General features: G+C 41.9%; 17 protein-coding genes, 1 pseudogene and 1 CRISPR repeat array. Of the genes and pseudogenes, 13 read left to right on the plus strand and 5 right to left on the minus strand.

Features of this window, described 5'->3' with window-relative positions; genetic code table 11:
* Positions 1 to 257 (plus strand): annotated as a pseudogene (locus NWP22_RS01095) (ATP-binding protein); the annotation flags it as partial.
* Between the two features lie 936 nt (positions 258 to 1193).
* Positions 1194 to 1370 (plus strand): hypothetical protein, encoded by a 177-nt coding sequence (locus NWP22_RS01100; RefSeq protein ID WP_271734238.1) that lies wholly within the window; start codon positions 1194 to 1196, stop codon positions 1368 to 1370.
* Here NWP22_RS01100 and NWP22_RS01105 read toward each other — a convergent pair.
* Complete coding sequence (locus NWP22_RS01105) at positions 1358 to 2137, minus strand: hypothetical protein (protein WP_280801415.1); 780 nt, start codon at positions 2135 to 2137, stop codon at positions 1358 to 1360. The two genes, NWP22_RS01100 and NWP22_RS01105, sit on opposite strands and share 13 nt — an antisense overlap.
* A gap of 280 nt (positions 2138 to 2417) precedes the next feature.
* Here NWP22_RS01105 and NWP22_RS01110 point away from each other — a divergent pair, with 280 nt between their 5' ends.
* Positions 2418 to 3221, plus strand: coding sequence for a type 1 glutamine amidotransferase (locus NWP22_RS01110; protein ID WP_271734236.1), 804 nt, complete (start codon positions 2418 to 2420; stop codon positions 3219 to 3221).
* Positions 3222 to 3274: 53 nt separating this feature from the next.
* Here the strand turns inward: NWP22_RS01110 and typA are convergent, their stop codons facing one another.
* Positions 3275 to 5065, minus strand: a complete 1791-nt coding sequence (gene typA / locus NWP22_RS01115) for a translational GTPase TypA (RefSeq protein ID WP_271734235.1) — start codon at positions 5063 to 5065, stop codon at positions 3275 to 3277.
* 215 nt (positions 5066 to 5280) lie between these two features.
* Complete coding sequence (locus NWP22_RS01120) at positions 5281 to 5850, minus strand: Uma2 family endonuclease (RefSeq protein WP_271734234.1); 570 nt, start codon at positions 5848 to 5850, stop codon at positions 5281 to 5283.
* A gap of 256 nt (positions 5851 to 6106) precedes the next feature.
* Here NWP22_RS01120 and cas10 point away from each other — a divergent pair, with 256 nt between their 5' ends.
* From cas10 to NWP22_RS01150, 6 genes are all read left to right on the plus strand, one after another.
* On the plus strand, positions 6107 to 9046 hold the full coding sequence (gene cas10 / locus NWP22_RS01125; RefSeq protein WP_280801416.1) for a type III-B CRISPR-associated protein Cas10/Cmr2: 2940 nt from the start codon (positions 6107 to 6109) through the stop codon (positions 9044 to 9046).
* Positions 9046 to 10149, plus strand: a complete 1104-nt coding sequence (locus NWP22_RS01130) for a type III-B CRISPR module-associated protein Cmr3 (protein ID WP_280801417.1) — start codon at positions 9046 to 9048, stop codon at positions 10147 to 10149. The genes cas10 and NWP22_RS01130 overlap by 1 nt, the downstream gene beginning before the upstream one ends.
* Positions 10150 to 10176: 27 nt before the next feature.
* Positions 10177 to 10959 carry a type III-B CRISPR module RAMP protein Cmr4 gene (gene cmr4, locus NWP22_RS01135; protein WP_280801418.1) on the plus strand — a complete coding sequence of 261 codons (783 nt, stop codon included), beginning with the start codon at positions 10177 to 10179 and terminating at the stop codon, positions 10957 to 10959.
* 193 nt (positions 10960 to 11152) lie between these two features.
* Entirely contained in the window at positions 11153 to 11548 is a 396-nt protein-coding gene (locus tag NWP22_RS01140; protein ID WP_271734229.1) for a hypothetical protein, read from the plus strand.
* A 5-nt stretch (positions 11549 to 11553) separates the two neighbouring features.
* Positions 11554 to 13446 carry an RAMP superfamily CRISPR-associated protein gene (locus NWP22_RS01145; RefSeq protein WP_280801419.1) on the plus strand — a complete coding sequence of 631 codons (1893 nt, stop codon included), beginning with the start codon at positions 11554 to 11556 and terminating at the stop codon, positions 13444 to 13446.
* Positions 13443 to 14954 (plus strand): hypothetical protein, encoded by a 1512-nt coding sequence (locus tag NWP22_RS01150; protein ID WP_280801420.1) that lies wholly within the window; start codon positions 13443 to 13445, stop codon positions 14952 to 14954. Before NWP22_RS01145 ends, NWP22_RS01150 begins: the two co-directional genes overlap by 4 nt.
* 204 nt (positions 14955 to 15158) lie before the next feature.
* Here the strand turns inward: NWP22_RS01150 and NWP22_RS01155 are convergent, their stop codons facing one another.
* Positions 15159 to 16346: a helix-turn-helix transcriptional regulator gene (locus tag NWP22_RS01155; protein WP_271734226.1), complete on the minus strand. Its 1188-nt coding sequence runs from the start codon at positions 16344 to 16346 to the stop codon at positions 15159 to 15161.
* 420 nt (positions 16347 to 16766) lie between these two features.
* Here NWP22_RS01155 and csx18 point away from each other — a divergent pair, with 420 nt between their 5' ends.
* The 3 genes from csx18 (at position 16767) to cas2 (ending at position 18427) form a co-directional block, all read left to right on the plus strand.
* Positions 16767 to 17045 (plus strand): CRISPR-associated protein Csx18, encoded by a 279-nt coding sequence (gene csx18, locus NWP22_RS01160; RefSeq protein ID WP_342393857.1) that lies wholly within the window; start codon positions 16767 to 16769, stop codon positions 17043 to 17045.
* Between the two features lie 71 nt (positions 17046 to 17116).
* Positions 17117 to 18109, plus strand: coding sequence for a CRISPR-associated endonuclease Cas1 (gene cas1, locus NWP22_RS01165; protein WP_271734224.1), 993 nt, complete (start codon positions 17117 to 17119; stop codon positions 18107 to 18109).
* 36 nt (positions 18110 to 18145) lie between these two features.
* Positions 18146 to 18427 carry a CRISPR-associated endonuclease Cas2 gene (gene cas2, locus NWP22_RS01170; RefSeq protein ID WP_280792876.1) on the plus strand — a complete coding sequence of 94 codons (282 nt, stop codon included), beginning with the start codon at positions 18146 to 18148 and terminating at the stop codon, positions 18425 to 18427.
* 93 nt (positions 18428 to 18520) lie between these two features.
* Here the strand turns inward: cas2 and NWP22_RS01175 are convergent, their stop codons facing one another.
* Positions 18521 to 18712 carry a hypothetical protein gene (locus tag NWP22_RS01175; RefSeq protein WP_280801421.1) on the minus strand — a complete coding sequence of 64 codons (192 nt, stop codon included), beginning with the start codon at positions 18710 to 18712 and terminating at the stop codon, positions 18521 to 18523.
* 227 nt (positions 18713 to 18939) lie between these two features.
* A CRISPR array of direct repeats spans positions 18940 to 20384; the repeat unit is 36 nt; unit sequence GTCCCCACTCGCTGGGGACATTATTTGAATGGAAAC.
* Between the two features lie 6 nt (positions 20385 to 20390).
* On the opposite strand from NWP22_RS01175, the gene NWP22_RS01180 reads away from it, so the two are divergent.
* Positions 20391 to 20672, plus strand: coding sequence for a hypothetical protein (locus tag NWP22_RS01180; protein ID WP_280801422.1), 282 nt, complete (start codon positions 20391 to 20393; stop codon positions 20670 to 20672).
* Positions 20673 to 20787 lie beyond the last annotated feature (115 nt).

Raw genomic sequence — 20787 nt, forward strand, 5'->3', positions numbered from 1 at the left:
CGGGGAGGATGGATATATGTCTGCGTTATGGGGATGTGGTCTTAGGGATGGAATTAAAGGTGTGGAAGCAGGGTAAACCGGACCCATTGCAGCAAGGATTAATACAGTTAGATAAATATTTATCAGGTTTAAATTTAGATATAGGATGGTTAGTAATATTTGACCGTCGCCCCGATTTACCGCCCATCAGCGATCGCACTACCACGGAAATAGTCCTGAGTCCTCAAGGTAGAAATATTACAGTTATTCGGGGGTAGGTTTGGATTTGTTGACGGTTGACTGGGAAGATGTGTGATAACAATCATTGGATTAGCCGGGGAATGAATTCCCCGGCTAATAGCGAAAGTCCACTGAAAGTGGACTCTTGGGTTGACAAATCTTTATATTCAGCCCAAACCGGGCTTAATCATTAATTCGTTTCCATTCGATTGATGTCTCTAGGGAAACGTCAATTAATCCATACAATTCTCAATGCGATCGCGTTTCTCTTCTCACTGTTCGAGTGGGAAATATCCCCGACTTCTCTAAGAAGTCGGGGATCTTGTCCTAGGTTTCCATTCAAATAATGTCCCCAGCGAGTGGGGACTAACACTAACTAGCAAATCCTATTATATCAACTAACTGTTTCCATTCAAATAATGTCCCCAGCGAGTGGGGACATAAAATAATAATCTTAACAATTCAGGCGTTGTTAAGTTTCCATTCAAATAATGTCCCCAGCCAGTGGGGACGTTATTCATCTGCATTTGTCAAGATGCAGGTGTAAGTTTCCATTCAAATAATGTCCCCAGCGAGTGGGGACCCTTGCATTTTAAACCATTACCCTGTAAGAAGTCTAGAGGCAGTTTCCGATAGCGATAGCGTGGCGTTAGCCAGGTTCAGAAAAACCGGCGGCTGAAATGAACTTTACCCCAGTCTGTCAAAGGCTGAAACCCTTATACAGCAAGCGACCGAGGGTCAAAACATTAGAATCGCTATTTCAGCTATTTTGATTGAACTTCGGTAATAGTTAACTGGTACATTAAAACAGCCCCTAGGCGATGTTAAAGGCGATGGTCTTAACCTCTGAGCCGTCAACCGTCAACATTTGTACTGTTAGAGTTACAGCGCATTTTATCTGAGTGAGGTATTGAGGGGCGGGCAGGATGCCCACCCCACAAGATTTATGATGTTAAGGTGTGTATTTTATTTACTTGAAAACTGCTGTAACACCGTGTCGGATTTATCGGACTTTAGCTATGAGACTGGGGTTTCTCACCCCTGTTCTGACTGACCCACCAACCGTCAACCGTCAACCGTCAACCGTCAACCGTCAACCGTCAACAGTTAACCGTCAACCGTCAACCGTCAACCGTCATCAGACTAAATAACTGGTATTAGGAACGATGGGAAAGAAGGCGTATTCATACCAAGCAGTCCAGATAAAACTTCTAATCCATCTGTGATATTTCTCAGCACTGATTTGATAGTTAAATTCTCCCTCAGAGATATCAATAGAAGATAGATGAGAATTACAACCGCAACCATGATGATAGGTAAAACCATATTTAGAGGCGATGCTTTGCACTTTCATTTGCACAGCAAAAACTTTACCTGCGTGTAAGACAGCATCCCAAGAGCGTTTGTGTGCGATATCCCGTTGATCAAAGCGTAAAGCTCGTTCTTCAAATATATGATCTCGGTAAATTGGCGCGAGGTGGACATGATAGAAACTAGCGGGTAGTTCGTAGCCAAACTCATCAAACAGTTCTCTACCTATGAGTGCGACTTTCACCTCATGGGCGAATTCTCTACCCTGAGATTTTACATCTGCGAGAACTTGTTTAAAATCTGGATAGCTAGAAATCAAGAAATCATGACCATAAAATTCTAGGGTTTCATAACCTAGTTGACCAAATAGCTGGGAAAATGCTGATTTAAAAGGCGCTAATTCTGGACGTTCACTAAATAAGTCTACATCACCCCGCCCCAGTTTATATTGGAATAACTGAGCCATTTCTACGTAAGTCTGGGGGTGATCTAGTCCCACATTTGCAACCCCCGCGGCTATATTTTGCCATATGGGAGGTAATTGGGAGACGGGGACGGCGTTTTCTCCAGCAATGATTGGAATATTAGGAGCTGTAATAACTTGCATAAGTAATCCCGATTATAATTTGTTGGCTGGAAAATTAACAAATAAATCTTGGAGATAGCTAAAAACACTCTGACAGTATGGTGAATATATGACAAAAAAACTGTTACATAGAATACTAATTGCTGAGGTTTAATTCAACACTGGCAGATTTTAGCTATGTATAATACGCGAAGGTTGTCATGGTTCCCGATGTTTGGAAGTCAAAATGTATGTGTGTTTATGGGTGGTTAATCTGAGTAGTAGCCAAGTTATTAGTTATAATTGGGGTAATTGAGGTTTTATGAGTTCTACTTTAGAATTAGTTATCGGCTGGTTGTATCCTCGACTGATGAGTACCTATGGCGATCGCGGTAATGTGATTACCATCGAACGTCGCGCCCAGTGGCGGGGGTATAATGTGAGGGTGGTTCCCCTAGACCAAAATTCTACCGCTGCTGATATTCGCAGTGTAGATATTATTGTTGGTGGTGGCGCACAGGACCGCCAGCAAGAAATTGTCATGCGCGATTTACAGGGCGCAAAAGCGGAGGCTATGGGTGATAAAATTCACAATGGTACACCGGGAGTATTTACCTGTGGTTCTCCCCAACTGTTGGGTAAATATTACGAACCTGCTTTAGGGAAGCGGATTGAAGGTTTAGGAATCTTTGATTTAGTCTCTGTACATCCCGGTGAAAATACTCAACGCTGTATTGGTAATTTGGTAGTTGAAGTTACAGCTAATCGCTTAGGGCGGGAATTAGCAGAGATGACCGGAACTAAACCCTATTTAGTGGGTTTTGAGAATCATGGGGGACGGACTCGCCTAGGTGAGGTGGAAGCTTTGGGGCGTGTGGTCTATGGTTTGGGTAATAATGGTGAGGATGGGACTGAGGGCGCATTTTATCAGAATGCGATCGCCACTTATTCCCACGGTCCTTTGTTACCTAAAAATCCTTTTGTCGCTGACTGGTTGATTCAAACTGCTTTGCGGCTGAAATATCAACAGGCGATCGCCTTGTCACCACTAGATGATAGTCTAGCCTTACAAGCGCGATCGGCAATGTTAAAGCGGTTAAACCTAAGTTTACCACATTCGGTTTAACCGTGGATAGAAGTTTCCAAACCCTCACCGGGGAGGGTTTGGGGGTGGGGTTTTTAACGTTTGGCGAATTTCTTGCTGACTTTGCGTAAACGAATTGATTCCGGTGTGACTTCCACCAATTCATCTGAACCAATGTACTCTAAAGCTCTCTCTAAACTCATTTCTATTGGTGTTTGCAATTGTACCAGTTCATCCCCACCAGCGGCGCGGTGATTGGTTAATTGCTTGGTTTTACACACATTTAACTCTAAGTCTTGGGGGCGATTATGTTCTCCAATAATCATACCCTTATAAACTTTGGTTCCGGGAGTGATAAAGAATGCGCCTCTATCTTCTGCGTTTTTCATGGCGTAGAATGTAGAAACACCTTCTTCAAATGCAATCAGAACCCCTTTGTTGCGGGCTTCAATTTCCCCGGTGAGGGGACGATAATCATGGAAACTGTGGTTCATAATCCCTTCACCACGAGTTAACCGCATGAATTCACCCCGGAAACCAATTAAACCCCGGGCGGGAATGATAAACTCTAACAGGGTGCGACCATTCCCAATCACTTGCATATCTTGCATTTCGCCTTTGCGTTGTCCTAGGCGTTCAATACAGCTACCTACTGCATCTTCGGGAACATCCAACGCTAGGAGTTCAAAGGGTTCGCAAGGTTGACCGTTGATTTCTCGGTAAATTACCTGTGGTTGAGATACTTGGAACTCGAAACCTTCTCGGCGCATGGTTTCGATTAAAATCCCCAAATGTAATTCACCCCGACCGGAAACTTGGAATTTATCGGGGGAGTCAGTTTCTTCTACTCGTAGGGCGACGTTAGTTTCTAATTCCCGCAACAGGCGATCGCGTACCTGTCTGGATGTTACCAGTTTACCTTCTTGACCGGCAAAAGGTGAATCATTCACCCAGAAAGTCATTTGTAAAGTGGGTTCATCCACTTTAATTAAAGGTAAAGCTTGGGGTTCGTTGGGGTCGGTGATAGTCTCCCCAATATAAGCATCACCAAAACCAGATACTGCCACAATATAACCCGCGGTGGCTTCTTCCATTTCCACCCGCTTGAGTCCTTCAAACCCCATTAATTTGGTAATTTTGGACTTGACAATAGTACCATCTTCCTTTACTAAAGCCGCCTGTTGTCCAGTGCGGATAGTACCATTATGGATTCTACCAATCACAATCCGTCCCAGATATTCCGAATAATCTAGGGTGGTGACTTGCAATTGTAGAGGTTTGTTAATATCCCCTACAGGAGGTGGAACGTGTTGTAGAATGGCATTAAATAAAGGCTGCATATCTACCGCTTCCCCTTCCATGGTTTCCTTGGCGTAACCGCCCATACCGGAAGCAAATAGATAGGTAAAATCACATTGGTCTTCATCTGCTCCTAATTCTAAGAACAGATCCAAAACCTTATCTACAGCCACATGGGGGTCACCCTGGGCGCGGTCAATTTTGTTAATCACCACAATGGGGCGCAGTCCCTTTTCTAACGCTTTTTTCAATACAAAGCGTGTCTGGGGCATCGGACCCTCATTAGCATCTACAATTAACAAACAACCATCCACCATACCTAGTACCCGTTCCACTTCGCCGCCAAAGTCGGCGTGTCCGGGGGTATCCACAATGTTAATTAATGTGTCTTTGTAGCGAACAGCTGTATTTTTAGAGAGAATGGTAATACCCCGCTCCCGTTCTAGGGCGTTGGAGTCCATGACACAATCCGGAACGTCTTCACCTTCTCGGAAAATACCAGATTGTTTGAGGAGCGCATCAACCAGGGTAGTTTTGCCGTGGTCAACGTGGGCGATGATGGCGACGTTGCGAATTGGGAGCGTCATAGGAGCTTTTAGTGAACTCAAGAGGGGGTTTTCAGTTTTCAATGTCAATACGAGTCGCTCTAACAGAACTATTGTTAATTAGCAACTTCTGTAAAGAACCTTTAATAATTCTAGCTTAATTGTCACAATTCCGGGGGGTTTTCTGTAAACTTATCCAGAAATAAATATGTTCATCCCTAGGTTATCTATCAAGTGCGTCTTAATTAATACCAAATTTATTTCACTTGCAACCAACTAAATATCTGTCTTACCTGTAACCGCCAATCTTTTAACACATCAAGCACAGGTAATATATCAGTATTGTATTTGACCTCTGGTAATTGTTGAGGTTGAAATACCATGACGGATTTATCATTAGGGTCAATAAACCAACCTAACTTAGTCCCCTGCTGCATACAAAAAATAATTTTATTAATTACGTAATTTGGCGATTGGTCGGGTGATAAAATTTCAATAGTCCAATCTGGATAACTTTCAAACTTATTGGCAATTTCCCCATCTTCATCAGTGGGGATGCGTGACCATGCAAATACAGCAATGTCCGGCACTAAAGAACCTCCCCCAAAGGTGCAGCGTAATTCAGTTAGTGCTAAGGCTTGTTTTTGGGGTTCACCCACCTGATTAATATTAGTTGATAAACAAGTTTGGATTCTGCTATGTTTCCCTTGGGGCATTGGTTTTTGGTAGATGCAGCCATCAATATACTCCCTGGGCGGTTTAGTATCTGATAATTTCAGAAATTCTCCCAGGGAGATATCGCCAGTTACCTGAGTTGACAGTTCCATCAGCAATTACTCCTGTAGGCAAACCATAACCCCACCCTCAAGACTATTGAGCCTTTTTGTCTAAGATATTTTATACTATATCAAACTTTAACCAAATAAAAAAATAATATTAGTAATAATCTTTACAATACCCCAAACGGTTATTATTAAAGCTTTTCAGCCCTAGGTAAGATATTTTGGTAATATTTGCTGTTAATAGACAGATATGAACTAAATCTTTTAGGATACTGATATCGGCAACACAGATAAAATACTAATGTCAACAGAGTATTGGCGGGCGAAAATTTGGGGTTTACTCCATGACCCTGTGTTAAAAGCCTTACACAACAACAGCGGTAGGGGTGGGAACAGCTTCTATGAGCAACTAGAAGCAATGAAACCTTGGGTTGAGATTAATAGAATACCTGAAGAATCAGCTGGGAAAGTATTAAAAAATATACTTTTAGCTGACTATATCGCCTCCGCTAGTGACAGAGCAGCCATAGGTAGTGTGACAGCTACGATCAACTATGCTCCGGGGAAGAATCCTGAGAAGGGCTTAGATATTACTCATTTATTATCTGGTGCAACCCAAGAATTTAAGATTAAGGAGCATCAGACCTTAATCACATCTCCACGTAAAGACTATTTAGCAGAAAAAGAGCAACAATTATTACAACTTATACCGAAAGAACTACAAACCGCAGATATTACAGATAATATTGCCCAGATTAAGAAATTATATTGGTGGTTATGGCGTTGTTTACCCCAAGCAACCTGTGACTTATTTAATGATAGTTCATTAATGTTAATGCCGGCGGAAACCAGATTACCCGATGCTTCCATCTGGAGTCATGTAAGCATGACCTCAGCTTTAGCTGGCGCATTAGCAGGATATGACCTAACCCTAGAACAAGTCAAACAGTGGCCGAGAAATCAACCAGTATCTCATCCCTACCTAGCAGTATTTAGCTTTAGTCCGGTACAAGAACTAATCAAGGCCAGTCGCAAAATGCGGGATTTTTGGGCTGGTTCGTGGTTGTTACATTATCTTTCAGCCAAAGTTTGCTGGAAACTGGCTAATCAATATGGACCAGATAGTTTACTTTATCCCAGTCTTTACCAACAACCACTGATTGACCATTGGTTACTACAAACATATCCAGAATATCAGCAGTGGGTAACCGCACCGACAGCAGAATCATTACTAACCGCAGGTTTCCCTAATGTTATAGTTTTAGTTTTGCCTGAAGCTAAAGTTAAAGCCGCCATGCAAACAGCCCAACAAACTCTGCTCGCTGAATGGCAACATATTAGTAAATTAGTTCTAGAAGAACTACAAAACGAACGTTATTGGATGAGAAACCTAGATGCTAATCATAGCACTTGGGAAGGTTGGTTACAATCCCAATGGCAGTTTTATTGGACTGCTTTACCGATTGGGAAAGAAGGTGAGGAATTTAAGATTTCCGCTGCTGAAAATAAAGATCAAGAATTGCAAGAATGGTGTGAGGTACAAAACAAAACCTATAATTTACATCAACCGGTGACAGGTGAGGGAGTTAAATTATTTAAAGACCAAGAATTAAAATTACTGCGGGAAGCATATAAAAAACGTTGGGAAAAGCAAAAACGAGGCTTTAGTGCTAATGTTGGTTCATGGTGGGGATATATATTTGATGCTACTCGTGCAAGTTTAGCATCTGTGAAAAATGCTAGAAATTGGGAAATACCCACAGCATTTGGTCCGCGGTCTACAATTTCTGGTATTGGTCCTGTGGTCAACCCTGGTAAGGACTGGACAACAGAAGGGGATACTAAAAGATTGTGGTCAAGACAAGCTGGTTTATTTGATGGTACAGAACAGTTAAACGCGACGGAAACCCTTAAACGCGGTTTACCAAAAATTATCGGCGAATTATTAGGGGTAACTGATTTACAAGTATCCTATCCTGATTTAACTTCTGGAGTCGCGGGGTATTTGAAGGTTAATCAGGGTCAGTCTGAACATGAAAACAATTTTAACCAGGCTTGTCAAGCTATAATTAGCAGGTTTACCGACACCAAAACAATGCTCCAAGATATGCGCGGTAAATGGGGTATTCCTTGGAGAGATAAACAAAATACTCCTAAACAATATCATCCCCGTCTACTCAATTCTGGGTGGTTAGTGGAGGAGTTGGAAAATGGGAAGGAATTTAGAATTGAATATACTCAGGTATTGAATCGGATTATTAGTCAATACTATCCCCAAAATAACCCATCTAGCTGGTATGTGTTAGCCGCTGGTGATGGTGATGGGATGAGTGAATGGTTAAAAGGGGCGAAGATGAAAGCCTATAAGGAATATATTCCCTCTGGTTTGGAGGTTGATTTAGAGAATTTCCCCCAATTCCTAGAACTGAAAAAACGCATGGGACCTAGTACCCATAATGCCTTAAGTCGCGCTTTACTAGATTTTTCTAATCAACTTGTGCCTTACCTCACAGAATGTCGCTATGCTGGTAAACTGATTTATGGTGGTGGTGATGACGTTCTAGCCTATACGAATCTGTGGGAATGGGACGAATGGTTATGGGATATTCGCCAATGTTTCCAAGGTGGAAAAGACCCCAAGGATGAATTTAGTAATGATGGTGATTATTGGCGGTATAAAGGTAATAGCCAGCAGTTAGTTGACCGTCCTCTGTTTACTATGGGGAGCGCAGCTACTATCAGCTTTGGTATTATCATCGCCCATCATTCGGTTCCCCTAGCGATCGCCTTAGAAAGTCTCTGGGAAGCAGAAAAAAAAGCTAAAAAACATCACAGTCCTGAAGGTGCAAAAAAGGATGCTGTACAGGTGCGGGTACTATACGGTAATGGTAACACCTTACAGTCAACGGCAAAGTTTGAAGTTTTTCATCAATGGCAAATATTAATCAGTGGGGAAGAAGACAGCGCCCTATTTGAACAAGCTGCGAGTTTGTGGAGTCAACACCCAGCGCCTAATTCTGAGGCTATTTTACCTTGGACGCAGGTATTTTGCGATCGCCGTGACCAGTTCCAAAATAATCAAACTGCAAAAGCCGAGTTTCAACAAAGATTAGCAGCATTTCTCAACCTTCTGTTTACAACCACTCAAATTACTCATCTTAATGATGAAGTAGAGAACTGGTTAAAACTTGCAGCATTTGTCAAACGTAACCGCCATATTAAAATAGGAGGTGGTCGTTAATGTATTGGTACAAACTCACACCTTTAGATATATTAATGTTACGGGATGCTAAACCCTTTTCACCACAGGAAAGGGCTTGGGCCGGGAGTGTATTTCCTCCTAATGGTCATGCGATCGCCGGAGCATTGCGGGGACTTTTAGGAGAGAAAAAAGACTTTCGTTTAACAGGTCCGTTGCTCTGTCGTCAAAACCAGGGACAGAATACCTTATATTTTCCTCGTCCCCTAGGATTTGTCAAATCTATCCCCCTGGTGCCACTAGTATGGGAAAATAAATCTCACGTGCATAATGCATTGTGGGATCATAATCAACCTTGTCCTTTAGTTAAACCCGCTGATGCATCTAGAGATGATGACGAATACAATTCAGCTAAGGGTCAAGCTGATGACTTCAGACAATATCTACCTTATGAAGTTGTTAAAGATTATCTGAAAACAGGGAAGATTCAAGCAAAAGATTGGTTAGTAGAGAGTGGTAGGCATGAAGATGAACCTTGGACTATAGAAACCCGTTCTCATAATAGCCTAGAGCCGGGAACTAGACAAGTTAAAGATGCTGATGGTTATTTTGTAGAAAACGCCATTCGCCTCCGTCCTCATTGGAGTTTAGCCATCGGTGTTGATCAGGAATTACCAACACCTAATACGATGAGATTAGGAGGGGAAGGACACCGGACAATGATAGAATATTGTCCAGAATTAACACAACAATGGGTAGAACTTCAAGGAATTTCCCAGGAGAATTTCCAATCTACTCATAAATCTATTGCTTATTTAATTACCCCTGGGGTATTTGAACGTAAACACCGCATTAGAAATAACAGGTTTACATCTTTATGTCGTCCCTATCCCTGGGAATGGAAATTAATAAATGGTAACTTTGTTACCATGGCTACTGATAAACCAGTACCTATTAGTTGCCGTATTCGTGGTAAATATACTGAGAATAATAGCATTCCTGCACCTCAAGTATTTGCAGCACCGCCGGGAAGTTTGTATTTTTTGAATCAACCCCAAGGATTATTTCAGGATGATTACCCGAATTGTGTAAATCATTGGCGACGGTTGGGTTATTCCGAAATGCTGTGGATTGAATACAAATAGCAATCAATTAAGTTAGGTAACATCATCATGAAATCGATTTATTTATATTTACTGTCACCATTACATACAGGTGGTACAACTCAAGAAGGTAATTTACTGGGAATTGCGCGGGAGTCACATACTAATTTACCTTATATTCCTTCTAGCACCATGCGCGGTAAAATCCGTTCTCTTGCAGAGAAAAGCATTCAAGCTCAGTTATTTGGTACAGATTTAAAAGATGGTAAATTAGAACAAGGTGATATTTGGATTGGTGACGCTTCTATATTGTGGTTACCGGTACCATCTCTCAGCCATAGTGTGGTGTGGGTGAGTTGTCCTATGTTATTACAAAGATGGCAACGATTACAAGGCAGTAATTTAGGTAATTTAACTATCCCCCCAGAATATAGCTGTAATTTCGCTGCTGTTAACTCTGCTATTTACCTCAAAGATGCCATTATTAAGGCGGAAAACTTAAAAAAATGGGATAAGTGGGCAGATTTTGTCCCTAAATCCTCGCCCACAAGTTCAATTAATCGCCTGTTAGTTTTACCTGATCAACATTGCGGTACATTAATTCAAATGAGTTTATGGCGACAGGTAAAAATTAAATTGGATGAACATAAATCTGTAGATGGTGGTTTTCGCTATGAGGAAGCTATCCCCCCAGATACATTGATGTATTTACCCTGGGGTATGACATCCCAAGCGAATGGAAGATCACAAAACTCCTGCTCTGAGTTTGAAACATTATTAGCTGGTAATACCATTGTGCAAATTGGTGGACAGGAAAGTTTAGGACGGGGATTTGTTCAACAATGGATGTAGAAATCAGCAATTATGAAATTAATTACAGGAATTAATTGATATAGAAATTCTAAATGATTCATGAACAATTTCTGTTCTCTGTTCGGTGTGTTCCCTGTTCCCCGTTCTCTGTTCCCTGTTCTCTGTTCCCCGTTCCGGTGTTCCCTGTTCCCTTTCCTCACTGATAATTTCTCAACTCAAATAGGATGACCATATGACCTTTGACCCCAGAACTCTCGCTAGTCCGATTTATGACGCTTTAAATAATTTGCGCGCTCTCCCTAATCAAGATGTTGATCGTTTGAGACAACAAAAAAGTCAAGCAGTTGAACTTTATACCTATCTTTCTACCTGGGGAATGATGCGCCTTAAGGCTGAGGAAACAGCCTTGGGTAATAATATGGAGGGTAAAAAGCAGGTGGTGAAGAAGTTTTTTCAGTGTTTAGAAGAGGTTTCAGGAGTACGAAATTTAGTCGGCGATCGCGGTTTAGATACTTTAAGAAAACTCGGTACAGATGAATATTTAGGTTTAACTGGGTTAGGTCTAGCTTTAGCACAGGAATTTAGTTTTTGGGCGACTGCTATTTATGCAGATATTAAGGGAGAATAAAAATCATGGTATTTCAAAGACCAAACCGCAATAATCCCAACAACCCTAGACCCCAAGCAGTTAATAGACCTAATTCTAATCATGGTGGAGGTGGTGGTCATGGTGGAGGTGGTGGTCATGGTGGGGGTGGTGGTCAACCTTCCCCTTGGTTAAACCCTGAAAATCCACCGCAACCACATAAAGAAGCTAGTTTTGTTGAGTATTTACGCTGGATGCGATCGCCTGACGGTGAAAATAAAGATATCACCAAATTGCAGATATTACAATTAGCAGAACAGGGGAACTACCGCGATCGCTTACAACAACTAACCCAGCGTACAGAATTAATCGCCCAAACTAGCTTTAAAGTGCAATGTCCTTGGCGCATTAGAGTAGGTGGACACCGCGGACCAGAAAGTATTTTATTACCTGCTTTTGATGCTTTGGGTTTACCATACATTCCTTCTAGCACTTTAAGGGGTGTAGCTAGAACCCAAGCTATTCGGGAAATTATCACCCAACAAGGAATTTCTTGGAAAGACGCAGAAAAACAAGTTGCGCCTTGGTTTGGCTCCTTAGAAACCACAAACCTCAACCAACGCTCTGGTAAAGTTGTCTTTCTCGATGCTTATCCCCTCCCTCAACCAAATGAGAATGTGTTAGCTGTGGATATGGCTAATAACATTTGGCAATGGGAAGGTAACACAACAGTATATAGTCCTAATCCTAACCCATTTTTGAGTTTAGAAAAACCTTTTTTTCTCATTGGGTTACGTTTAGCTAGCGGTTGTACAGATGAGCAAATTTTAGAAAAAGTTACACAGTGGTTAACTGCAGGTTTACAAGGGGGAATTGGTTCCCAAGTCAATAGTGGTTACGGTCAGTTAAACCGTGCTGGTAGAATTATCCCCCAAAGTGAATTTTTCCGAGTTAAGTTTATTTTAGAAGGTCAATTAATTCATGGGAGGAAAAAATTTAGCAATGTTAATCAACCCTTGAACCACAACCATAACCCAAATACAATCAATCATGCAGAAGTGAGACCGGTAGCGTTTAAATCCATGCTCCGTTATTGGTTTAGAACCTTGGCTTTAGGGGTTTTAGAACCGGGACAAGTTCAAACCTGGGAAGGTAAAATATTTGGGACCATTACCCCTAAAAAAGAATTGGGGTGGTTAATGGTGAGGGTATTAGAGGGTAGAGTCACCCAAAGGGAAGCTAAAAATCAACAAGATGATCCTGGGCAACAAGAAGGTATTTTAACATTAAATTACTCCCCAGAGATACCAAAAAATCAGCAAGAAAACTTCAGGAAACTAGGGAAAAACTTGACTTGGTTAATGTTCCATTTAGGTGGTGTTGGTCAGGGAGCCAGAAGACCTTGTTATTCTCGCTCCAATAATCAATATGCTCCTTGGTGGCGTGGTTCTACCCTCATACCAGAGAGTGAAAATTCATTTTGGGAATTACCAGAAACTCCTAGTAAATTTCAAAAACTCTTTAAACAGCGACTCAGAGATTTTTATCAAGCATTCCAAAGTTTAGGCGCTAATTGTAATTATCAGCAACTACAAAACTCTGGTACAGCTAACTCTTCTACTTGGCGTGAAGCATTAGATATTAATGCCAAAATTGTAGTAGTTAGTGGTGACACAAGGACCAATAAACCCTATCCACTGCATATTTTACATCAACGGTTTCACCAATTAGAAGATGCTGACTACACTAAGGCCAAAAACCTCTGCGGTGGCGTTAGAAGAGACTACCCCAACAAGATTAAACGTGAAGTAGTTCCTTCCCCCATATGGATTGCAGATTTAGAGGAATATCAAGTAGTAACCGTATTTGGAGCTAATGCAGACCCCCGGAAAAAATATTTACAAACCTTAGAAAATTCTTTACAAATTTTCCCCCTATGAGTGTCAATAATTCCGAACAGGTTGATACCTTAATTATTACCGTAGGTACTCGACAAATAGGCTGGCGCTGCAAAGATCATATTATTCGTTCCTTTGGTGCTGATGGTAATATTGGTTATCCCTCCCATATCACTCAACTGTATCAAGAATTGGGAATAGAACGGGGTGTACATCCAGAAAATGACAAAACCTACCCCTGTAGTGCTAAAGACCTGGGACAGCGTTATTATGAATACTGCAAGGAATGGTTAGGGGGTGATTTTAGCCCTGTGGAATTACTCCTAGACCAAAATATAATTGACCAAGGGGTGAAGCAAGGTTTAAAACATATTATCCTGTGGGGAACTGACCAACCAGAAACAGTTTCTTGGTTCCATCGTCGTCTTGACACGGTGTGGATAGCAGAGTTAATGAGAGGGAAAATTATCAGCTTATATCCTCAACTGAGAGTTGATATTCACGCGCCTAAAATTGTCGCTAATGATAATTATGCTATTCGTCAAGAATTGGAATTGTTAGTTTTAAAGGAAGCCTTAGATAGTTTTTCGCCCCATAACAAACAAGAGTTTGTTTTGTGGATACAAAATAAAGGTTGTGCACCTGCGATCGCATCTTCTGTGGAAATTTGCGCCGCTGCTCTGGTGCGTCAGTGTCAGGTATTCAATGCTAGTCCTGATGACCCTAGGGAATTTTTCACCACATCAGAAAATGGTTTAGTTAGCGCTAATCATTCCCAAAGCTTCCAACTCATCCCCATGGGAGAATATTTTTGGTCTTTGGAACGGTTACGGATTATCTCAGCTTGGGAAAGAGGGGATTTTGTGGAAGCTCAACTATGGTTGAGGATTCATCAAAACAAGTACGAACTACTATATAAATTAGCTGGTTTTTTAGCAAAGTATAGTAACTGGGAATCTCATGATCAGGATTTTTTCCGCAAGTTAAAAGAATGGTTAAATTCTCGCCATGTCAGTAAAACCGTGGATGGGGAACAGCTTCAAGCTTGGAATACACAGTTAGATATCACGCAAGGTGATGATTTAACTAAATTATGGGAGTCTACAATTATTATAGATTTATCGGTACAACGGGAGAACTACACCACAGCCTTTATTCAATTCGTGCAGATTTTGGAACGGTTACTTTACATTCAGTCAACAAGACAAAATTGGGCTAGGAGGGGTTGGAAACCCCAAAAAAGCGATGAGCCATCACTGTATGATTTAATTCAAGGTTGGTGCGACTATCAAAGATATAATCAAAATCATCAATGGTCAAAATTATTAACCGCTATTAGGAAAAAACGCAATCAGGTAATTCATCAAGGTGAATCTATCACCTTGAGAGATATTCGTCACCTGTGGAAGAAAGATAAATTGACCCCAGAGATCATTAAAAACTTAATGATGGATGTCCTCAAAAAAATTATTCCCCCCCCTAGTGTCAATCTCCTGTTAATGCGATCGCTCTATCAATGGGGACTAGACTACCTCAAAAACTCTACTTAATCAAATATTGTTTTACCTCCCCCGTTCCCCGTTCCCTGTTCCCTTTCCTCATAGAATATTGTTTTACCTCCCCCGTTCCCCGTTCCCCGTTCCCTGTTCCCTGTTCCCTTTCCTCATAGAATATTGTTTTACCTCCCCTGTTCCCCGTTCCCTGTTCCGGTGTTCCCTTTCCTCACTGATAATTTCTCAACTCAAATAGGATGACTATATATTACCATAGCGAGAAACTAAAGCCTGAGCCGATAAACGATGCTTTTCTACTAACTGCGGTGGAGATAAAACCTGAGCTTTATCTAAAAACCGATTTACCCACAGACTAAACTCATTTAAAGACCGGGGTGGGAGACTCACTTGATAGTCTATATAACTGTAGTTACCCGTGTTCCTGTCAACCAGTCCAGGAGTAATTACTTGTTTGACATGACGTAACTCACCCTCTAAAATAAATGCTGATACTGGGGAGAAAAACCGCACCTTCACAGTAATAAATGGTAAATTTCCCTCTAATTCTAACTTTTGGTCTTCTAGTTCCCCTAAACTTAAACCCCAGCCATTTTCCAGTAGTGTCTCAGCTTTGGTTAAACTTTCTTTTTGTTTTTCTAACCCCCGCGCTGGTATTTTCAGGAGTTCACAGTAATTACTAAAACGATTCAAACGCCCAATCACTAAATGCTCACTCTCACAAGCTTCATAAAGTAAATACCAAGCCACATCATGGTAAATTAACTGTAAAGGAAAAACCCTAAAATATCCAATGCGGTTAGAACCATAAAGGTCTTTACTGCGGTAAATTTCTACAGCTTGTCCTTGAATAATTGCCGTTTCGATTAATGATAACTGATGAAATAAAGTATCCCGGTTTTCCCCCTTGTATGCCATTTCTTCCGGGTCAGTATAGATAATAGCACGATTGAGGTATTGGCGCGTGGGGTAAAAAAATTCCCCCTTCATTTCCATATCTAAACCCCGTAATCTTTTACTGACCGCTTCATAAACCCGTCTGACCTGAGCATCACCTTGATGTTCTGCTTGGGAAGCCAAAGCATTAAAAGCTATTTTTAATTCTGTAGTAGAGAGCGCACCAGTACCTAAGTAATAACCCCAGCGGTACATCCGGTCTCCTAGTATACCATAACGCCGGAGAGTTTCTAAATCTTTACGCAGGGTGGCGACAGACGGATAACCCAATGGTAATTTTATATTCAGTTCTATTGCGAGTTTTTGCAGATATACCCTCACAGCATCAATTGCATTGTGCTGTTTATTCTGACTACATCTACTAAACTCTGGACTACCTATACCTGGATACTTTAAAAACGTAGCAATTAATACCATTAACCGGGTAAAGGCCAGATTATCTATATAGGGATGATTTCTTTGCTGCTTTGCCATAGTTAAAATAAATACAGGGAACAGGGAACAGGGAACAGGGGAGGTAAAAGAATATTTGATGCATTAATCATAAGTTTTGAAACATCCTCTAAGTAGAGTTAGGGAACACCGGAACACCGGAACAGGGAACAGGGGAGGTAAAAGAATATTTATTGATAGAGCGATCGCATTAACGGGAGATTGACACTAGGGGGGGGAGTAGTTTCTTTGAGGACATCCATCATTAAATTTTTTCTGTAACTAAATTACACTGCCTTAATCTGAGTATAAAAACAAAATATTCAGAAGTTTCTTAAACATTGACTGTAAGTATTGTCAATGCTGATTTCTAGCAGATATACATAATATTCTAATTTAGCATCTTTTTGTCGTATTTCTCCCTTTTTCAGACTATCGTAGTCAATATCATCCATTCGGTCGATGAAAATTATGTATATTTCTCGGCGTTCTGCTACGGTGAAAAATGTTTCCGTGTCTGTTGTGAATGGGAGTATTACTTTAGTGATTTTGCTGATTGCACCCCTGGGTTTAGCAGCAGTAATGATAAATACTTTACTGGTAACCCTCTCTACTTATATAGTTTGTACTGGGGCGGATAGGGTGGTTTTGTGGTTACAACCAGAACAAAAAGCAGAATTAATGTTTTCTGAGCATTCTCAACATGGTTCTAGGGGTGAGTCTAAGTTAAAACGTTTCTGAGTCTAATCAACTACACACCAATTTGTAATCTTTTCCCTATTCCCACCACAAAAAATCAACTGTCACAGCTGATGCAAACTCTTTATGTTTCAGAGCAAAATTGCTATGTTTGCTTACAACAAGAAAGTTTAATTGTCAAGCAGGGCGAAACCTCCTATGGGGAAGTGCAATTACCTCTCTTAGAACAAATTTTGATTTTTGGTTATTCTCAGGTGACAACTCAAGCTATTCGAGCTTGTTTATCGCGAGATATCCCCATTGGTTATTTATCCCGCATGGGATATTGCTATGGCAGAATTTTACCGATTTCCCGGGGATATCGCCAGCTGTCACGTTATCAACAGCAGTTATCCCCTGTAGACAAGTTAATTACCGCTAGGGCGATTATCCAGGGAAAGTTAAAAAATAGCCGTGTATTGTTGCGACGACACAAAAAAACAAAAGAGTCGGAGGTGTTGGAAACAGTATTACAAAGTTTAGACTATCTAGCCCAGGAGGCGGTAAAGGCTGATACATGGGAAAAGTTAATGGGTCTAGAGGGTGCTGGTGCTGCACAATACTTTACCGCATTTAGTGACTGCTTGACTCATCCTGATTTTATTTTCTCCGGTCGTAGTCGTCGTCCACCGGGAAACCCCGTCAACGCCATGTTGAGTTTTGGTTATCAGGTATTGTGGAATCACTTGTTAGCGTTAATTGAAATTCAAGGACTTGACCCCTATTATGGGTGTTTACATCAAGGACATGATGGTCATGCGGCTTTGGCTTCCGATTTAATTGAAGAATTTCGCGCCCCTTTGGTAGATTCTCTGGTGCTGTGGTTAATTAATCGCCATATTGTTGATGCTGGAGATGATTTTGAGTTTAAAAATGGAGGCTGTTATTTAAATAATTCCGGGAGAAAGAAGTTTTTACGCGCTTTTGTTCAGCGTATGACCGCGGAAATTCAAACCGATGAGGGAATTAAACAACCTAAGTGGGACTTATTAACTCAGCAGGTGCGAGCTTTTAAGCAGTTTGTTTATAACCCCAGTCACTGTTATCAACCATATCGTATCGATTAGAGGTGTTTTTGATATTTACCCCATTCCCTCTTAACTATGTTTTTGTACGTCATTGCTTACGACATCCCGGAGGATAAACGGCGGAAAAAAGTAGCTGATTTGTTGGAGGGTTATGGACAGCGTGTACAGTATTCTGTGTTTGAATGTCAGTTAAATACCCAGAAATACCAAGACTTACAGCGGAGGTTAAGGAAAATTATCAAGTTAGAGGAGGATAATATCAGGTTTTATCCCCTGTCTCGACATACGTTATCTCAAGTAGAAACTTGGGGTGTGGGTGTACCGGTGATTAAACCCCCCAGTTCCGTGATTATTTGATTTTACCAATGGCTCCCCCATAGCGGTAGTTCAGGTAAAATCGCTGAAACGTTGATTATGGCGTTTTGACATCCTCAATCTGACGAGTGCCGATTAACCTCGGTCGCTTGCTGTATAAACTGTTGACGGTTGACGGTGGTCGGTGAGCGGAGTCGATAGCGATAGCGTGGCGTTAGCCATACCGTTGACGGTTGACTGTTGACGGTGGTCGGTGAGCGGAGTCGATAGCGATAGCGTGGCGTTAGCCATACCGTTGACGGTTGACGGGTCAGAGGTTAAGACCATCGCCTTTAACATTGCCTAAGTGCTGTTTTAATGCACCAGTTAACTATTACCGAAGTTCAATCAAAATAGCTGAAATAGTGATTCTAATGTTCTGAACCTCGGTTCCTTGCTGTATAAGGGTTTCAGCCTTTGACAACCTGGGGTAAAGTCCATTTCAGCCATCGCTTTTTCTGAACCTCGGAAACTGCCTCTAGACTTCTTACAGGGTAATGGTTTAGAATGCAGGGGTCCCCACTCGCTGGGGACATTATTTGAATGGAAACAAGTGGACGCATCCGCGTCAGCTTTTCCATTTTTCTTTCGTCCCCACTCGCTGGGGACATTATTTGACTGGAAACTTGTGCTTTAGGGGCTTTACTAGAGCCCGTTTTACTGCTGGTCCCCACTCGCTGGGGACATTATTTGAATGGAAACTCCCAAGGATATAGTCCTAAATTTTCGCAAAAAATGAGTCCCCACTCGCTGGGGACATTATTTGAATGGAAACTGCATTGGTGCGGGATGTAAGCTAAGTAAGATACGTCGTCCCCACTCGCTGGGGACATTATTTGAATGGAAACGGACAAATGGACACCGCTATACTCAAAGTAATTTTTTTTGTCCCCACTCGCTGGGGACATTATTTGAATGGAAACAACCCAAACCGACTATTTACTTCAGGGAACATCTCTACCGTCCCCACTCGCTGGGGACATTATTTGAATGGAAACACTCTGTATCAGTGATTAGATTTCGCTCAATAGTCGGGACTGTCCCCACTCGCTGGGGACATTATTTGAATGGAAACATTCCTGAAATTTCTTGGGGGACAATCCCATTCCCCAAGGTCCCCACTCGCTGGGGACATTATTTGAATGGAAACTGTCCGATAACCGCGAAAGTAACATCGTCTTCACAGTCCCCACTCGCTGGGGACATTATTTGAATGGAAACATGGCTTGTTCAAACTCTTCAATGGTTATTTCCGTGTCCCCACTCGCTGGGGACATTATTTGAATGGAAACATCGCCTCCTCAAAGGTGGGCGGGGGCATTATGGACCGTCCCCACTCGCTGGGGACATTATTTGAATGGAAACTCTCTCGATATTTTCGCCCGTATTCTCGGTTTTTAGCTGTCCCCACTCGCTGGGGACATTATTTGAATGGAAACAACTCAATAGAGGCTCCGTTGGCGGTTATAAATGAGGTCCGTCCCCACTCGCTGGGGACATTATTTGAATGGAAACCTTGTCAAGGTTGCACATATCTTTAATCCCGGCTCCGCGGACTGTCCCCACTCGCTGGGGACATTATTTGAATGGAAACAAGCACTCATACAAAGGGTCATTCGAGTCTACGTTGTCCCCACTCGCTGGGGACATTATTTGAATGGAAACAAAGATACCCCGCCAACATACTCGATTTCCTCGATTTTGGTCCCCACTCGCTGGGGACATTATTTGAATGGAAACCTCCCTTGACCAACACCCATCTAAGGGTGCAAGTGAAGTCCCCACTCGCTGGGGACATTATTTGAATGGAAACACATCAAAGCCGATAACGATGCCATCCTCGATGCGCTCAAAGTCCCCACTCGCTGGGGACATTATTTGAATGGAAACGCCTATTGCACAGTTCCGCGTCTACCCTAAGGTAGTCCCCACTCGCTGGGGACATTATTTGAATGGAAACGAATTAATGATTAAATTAAGCCCGGTTTGGGCTACATATGAAGATTTGTCAACCCAAGAGTCCACTTTCAGTGGACTTTCGCTATTAGCTGGGGAATTCATTCCCCAGCTAATGACTGTTGATTGTCACACATCTTCCCAGTCAACCGTCAACAGTCAACAGTCAACAGTCAACAGTCAACCGTCAACCGTCAACGGTATGGCTAACGCCACGCTATCGCTATCGACTCCGCTCACCGACCACCGTCAACCGTCAACCATCAACAAATCCAAACCTACCCCCGAATAACTGTAATATTTCTCCCTTGAGGACTCAGGGCTATTTCCGTGGTAGTGCGATCGCTTATTGGTGCTAAATCAGGGCGACGGTCAAATATTACTAACCATCCTGTATCTAAATTTAA

The organism is Anabaenopsis tanganyikae CS-531 (assembly GCF_029891675.1).
In the GTDB taxonomy this organism is placed as follows: Bacteria; Cyanobacteriota; Cyanobacteriia; order Cyanobacteriales; family Nostocaceae; genus Anabaenopsis; species Anabaenopsis arnoldii.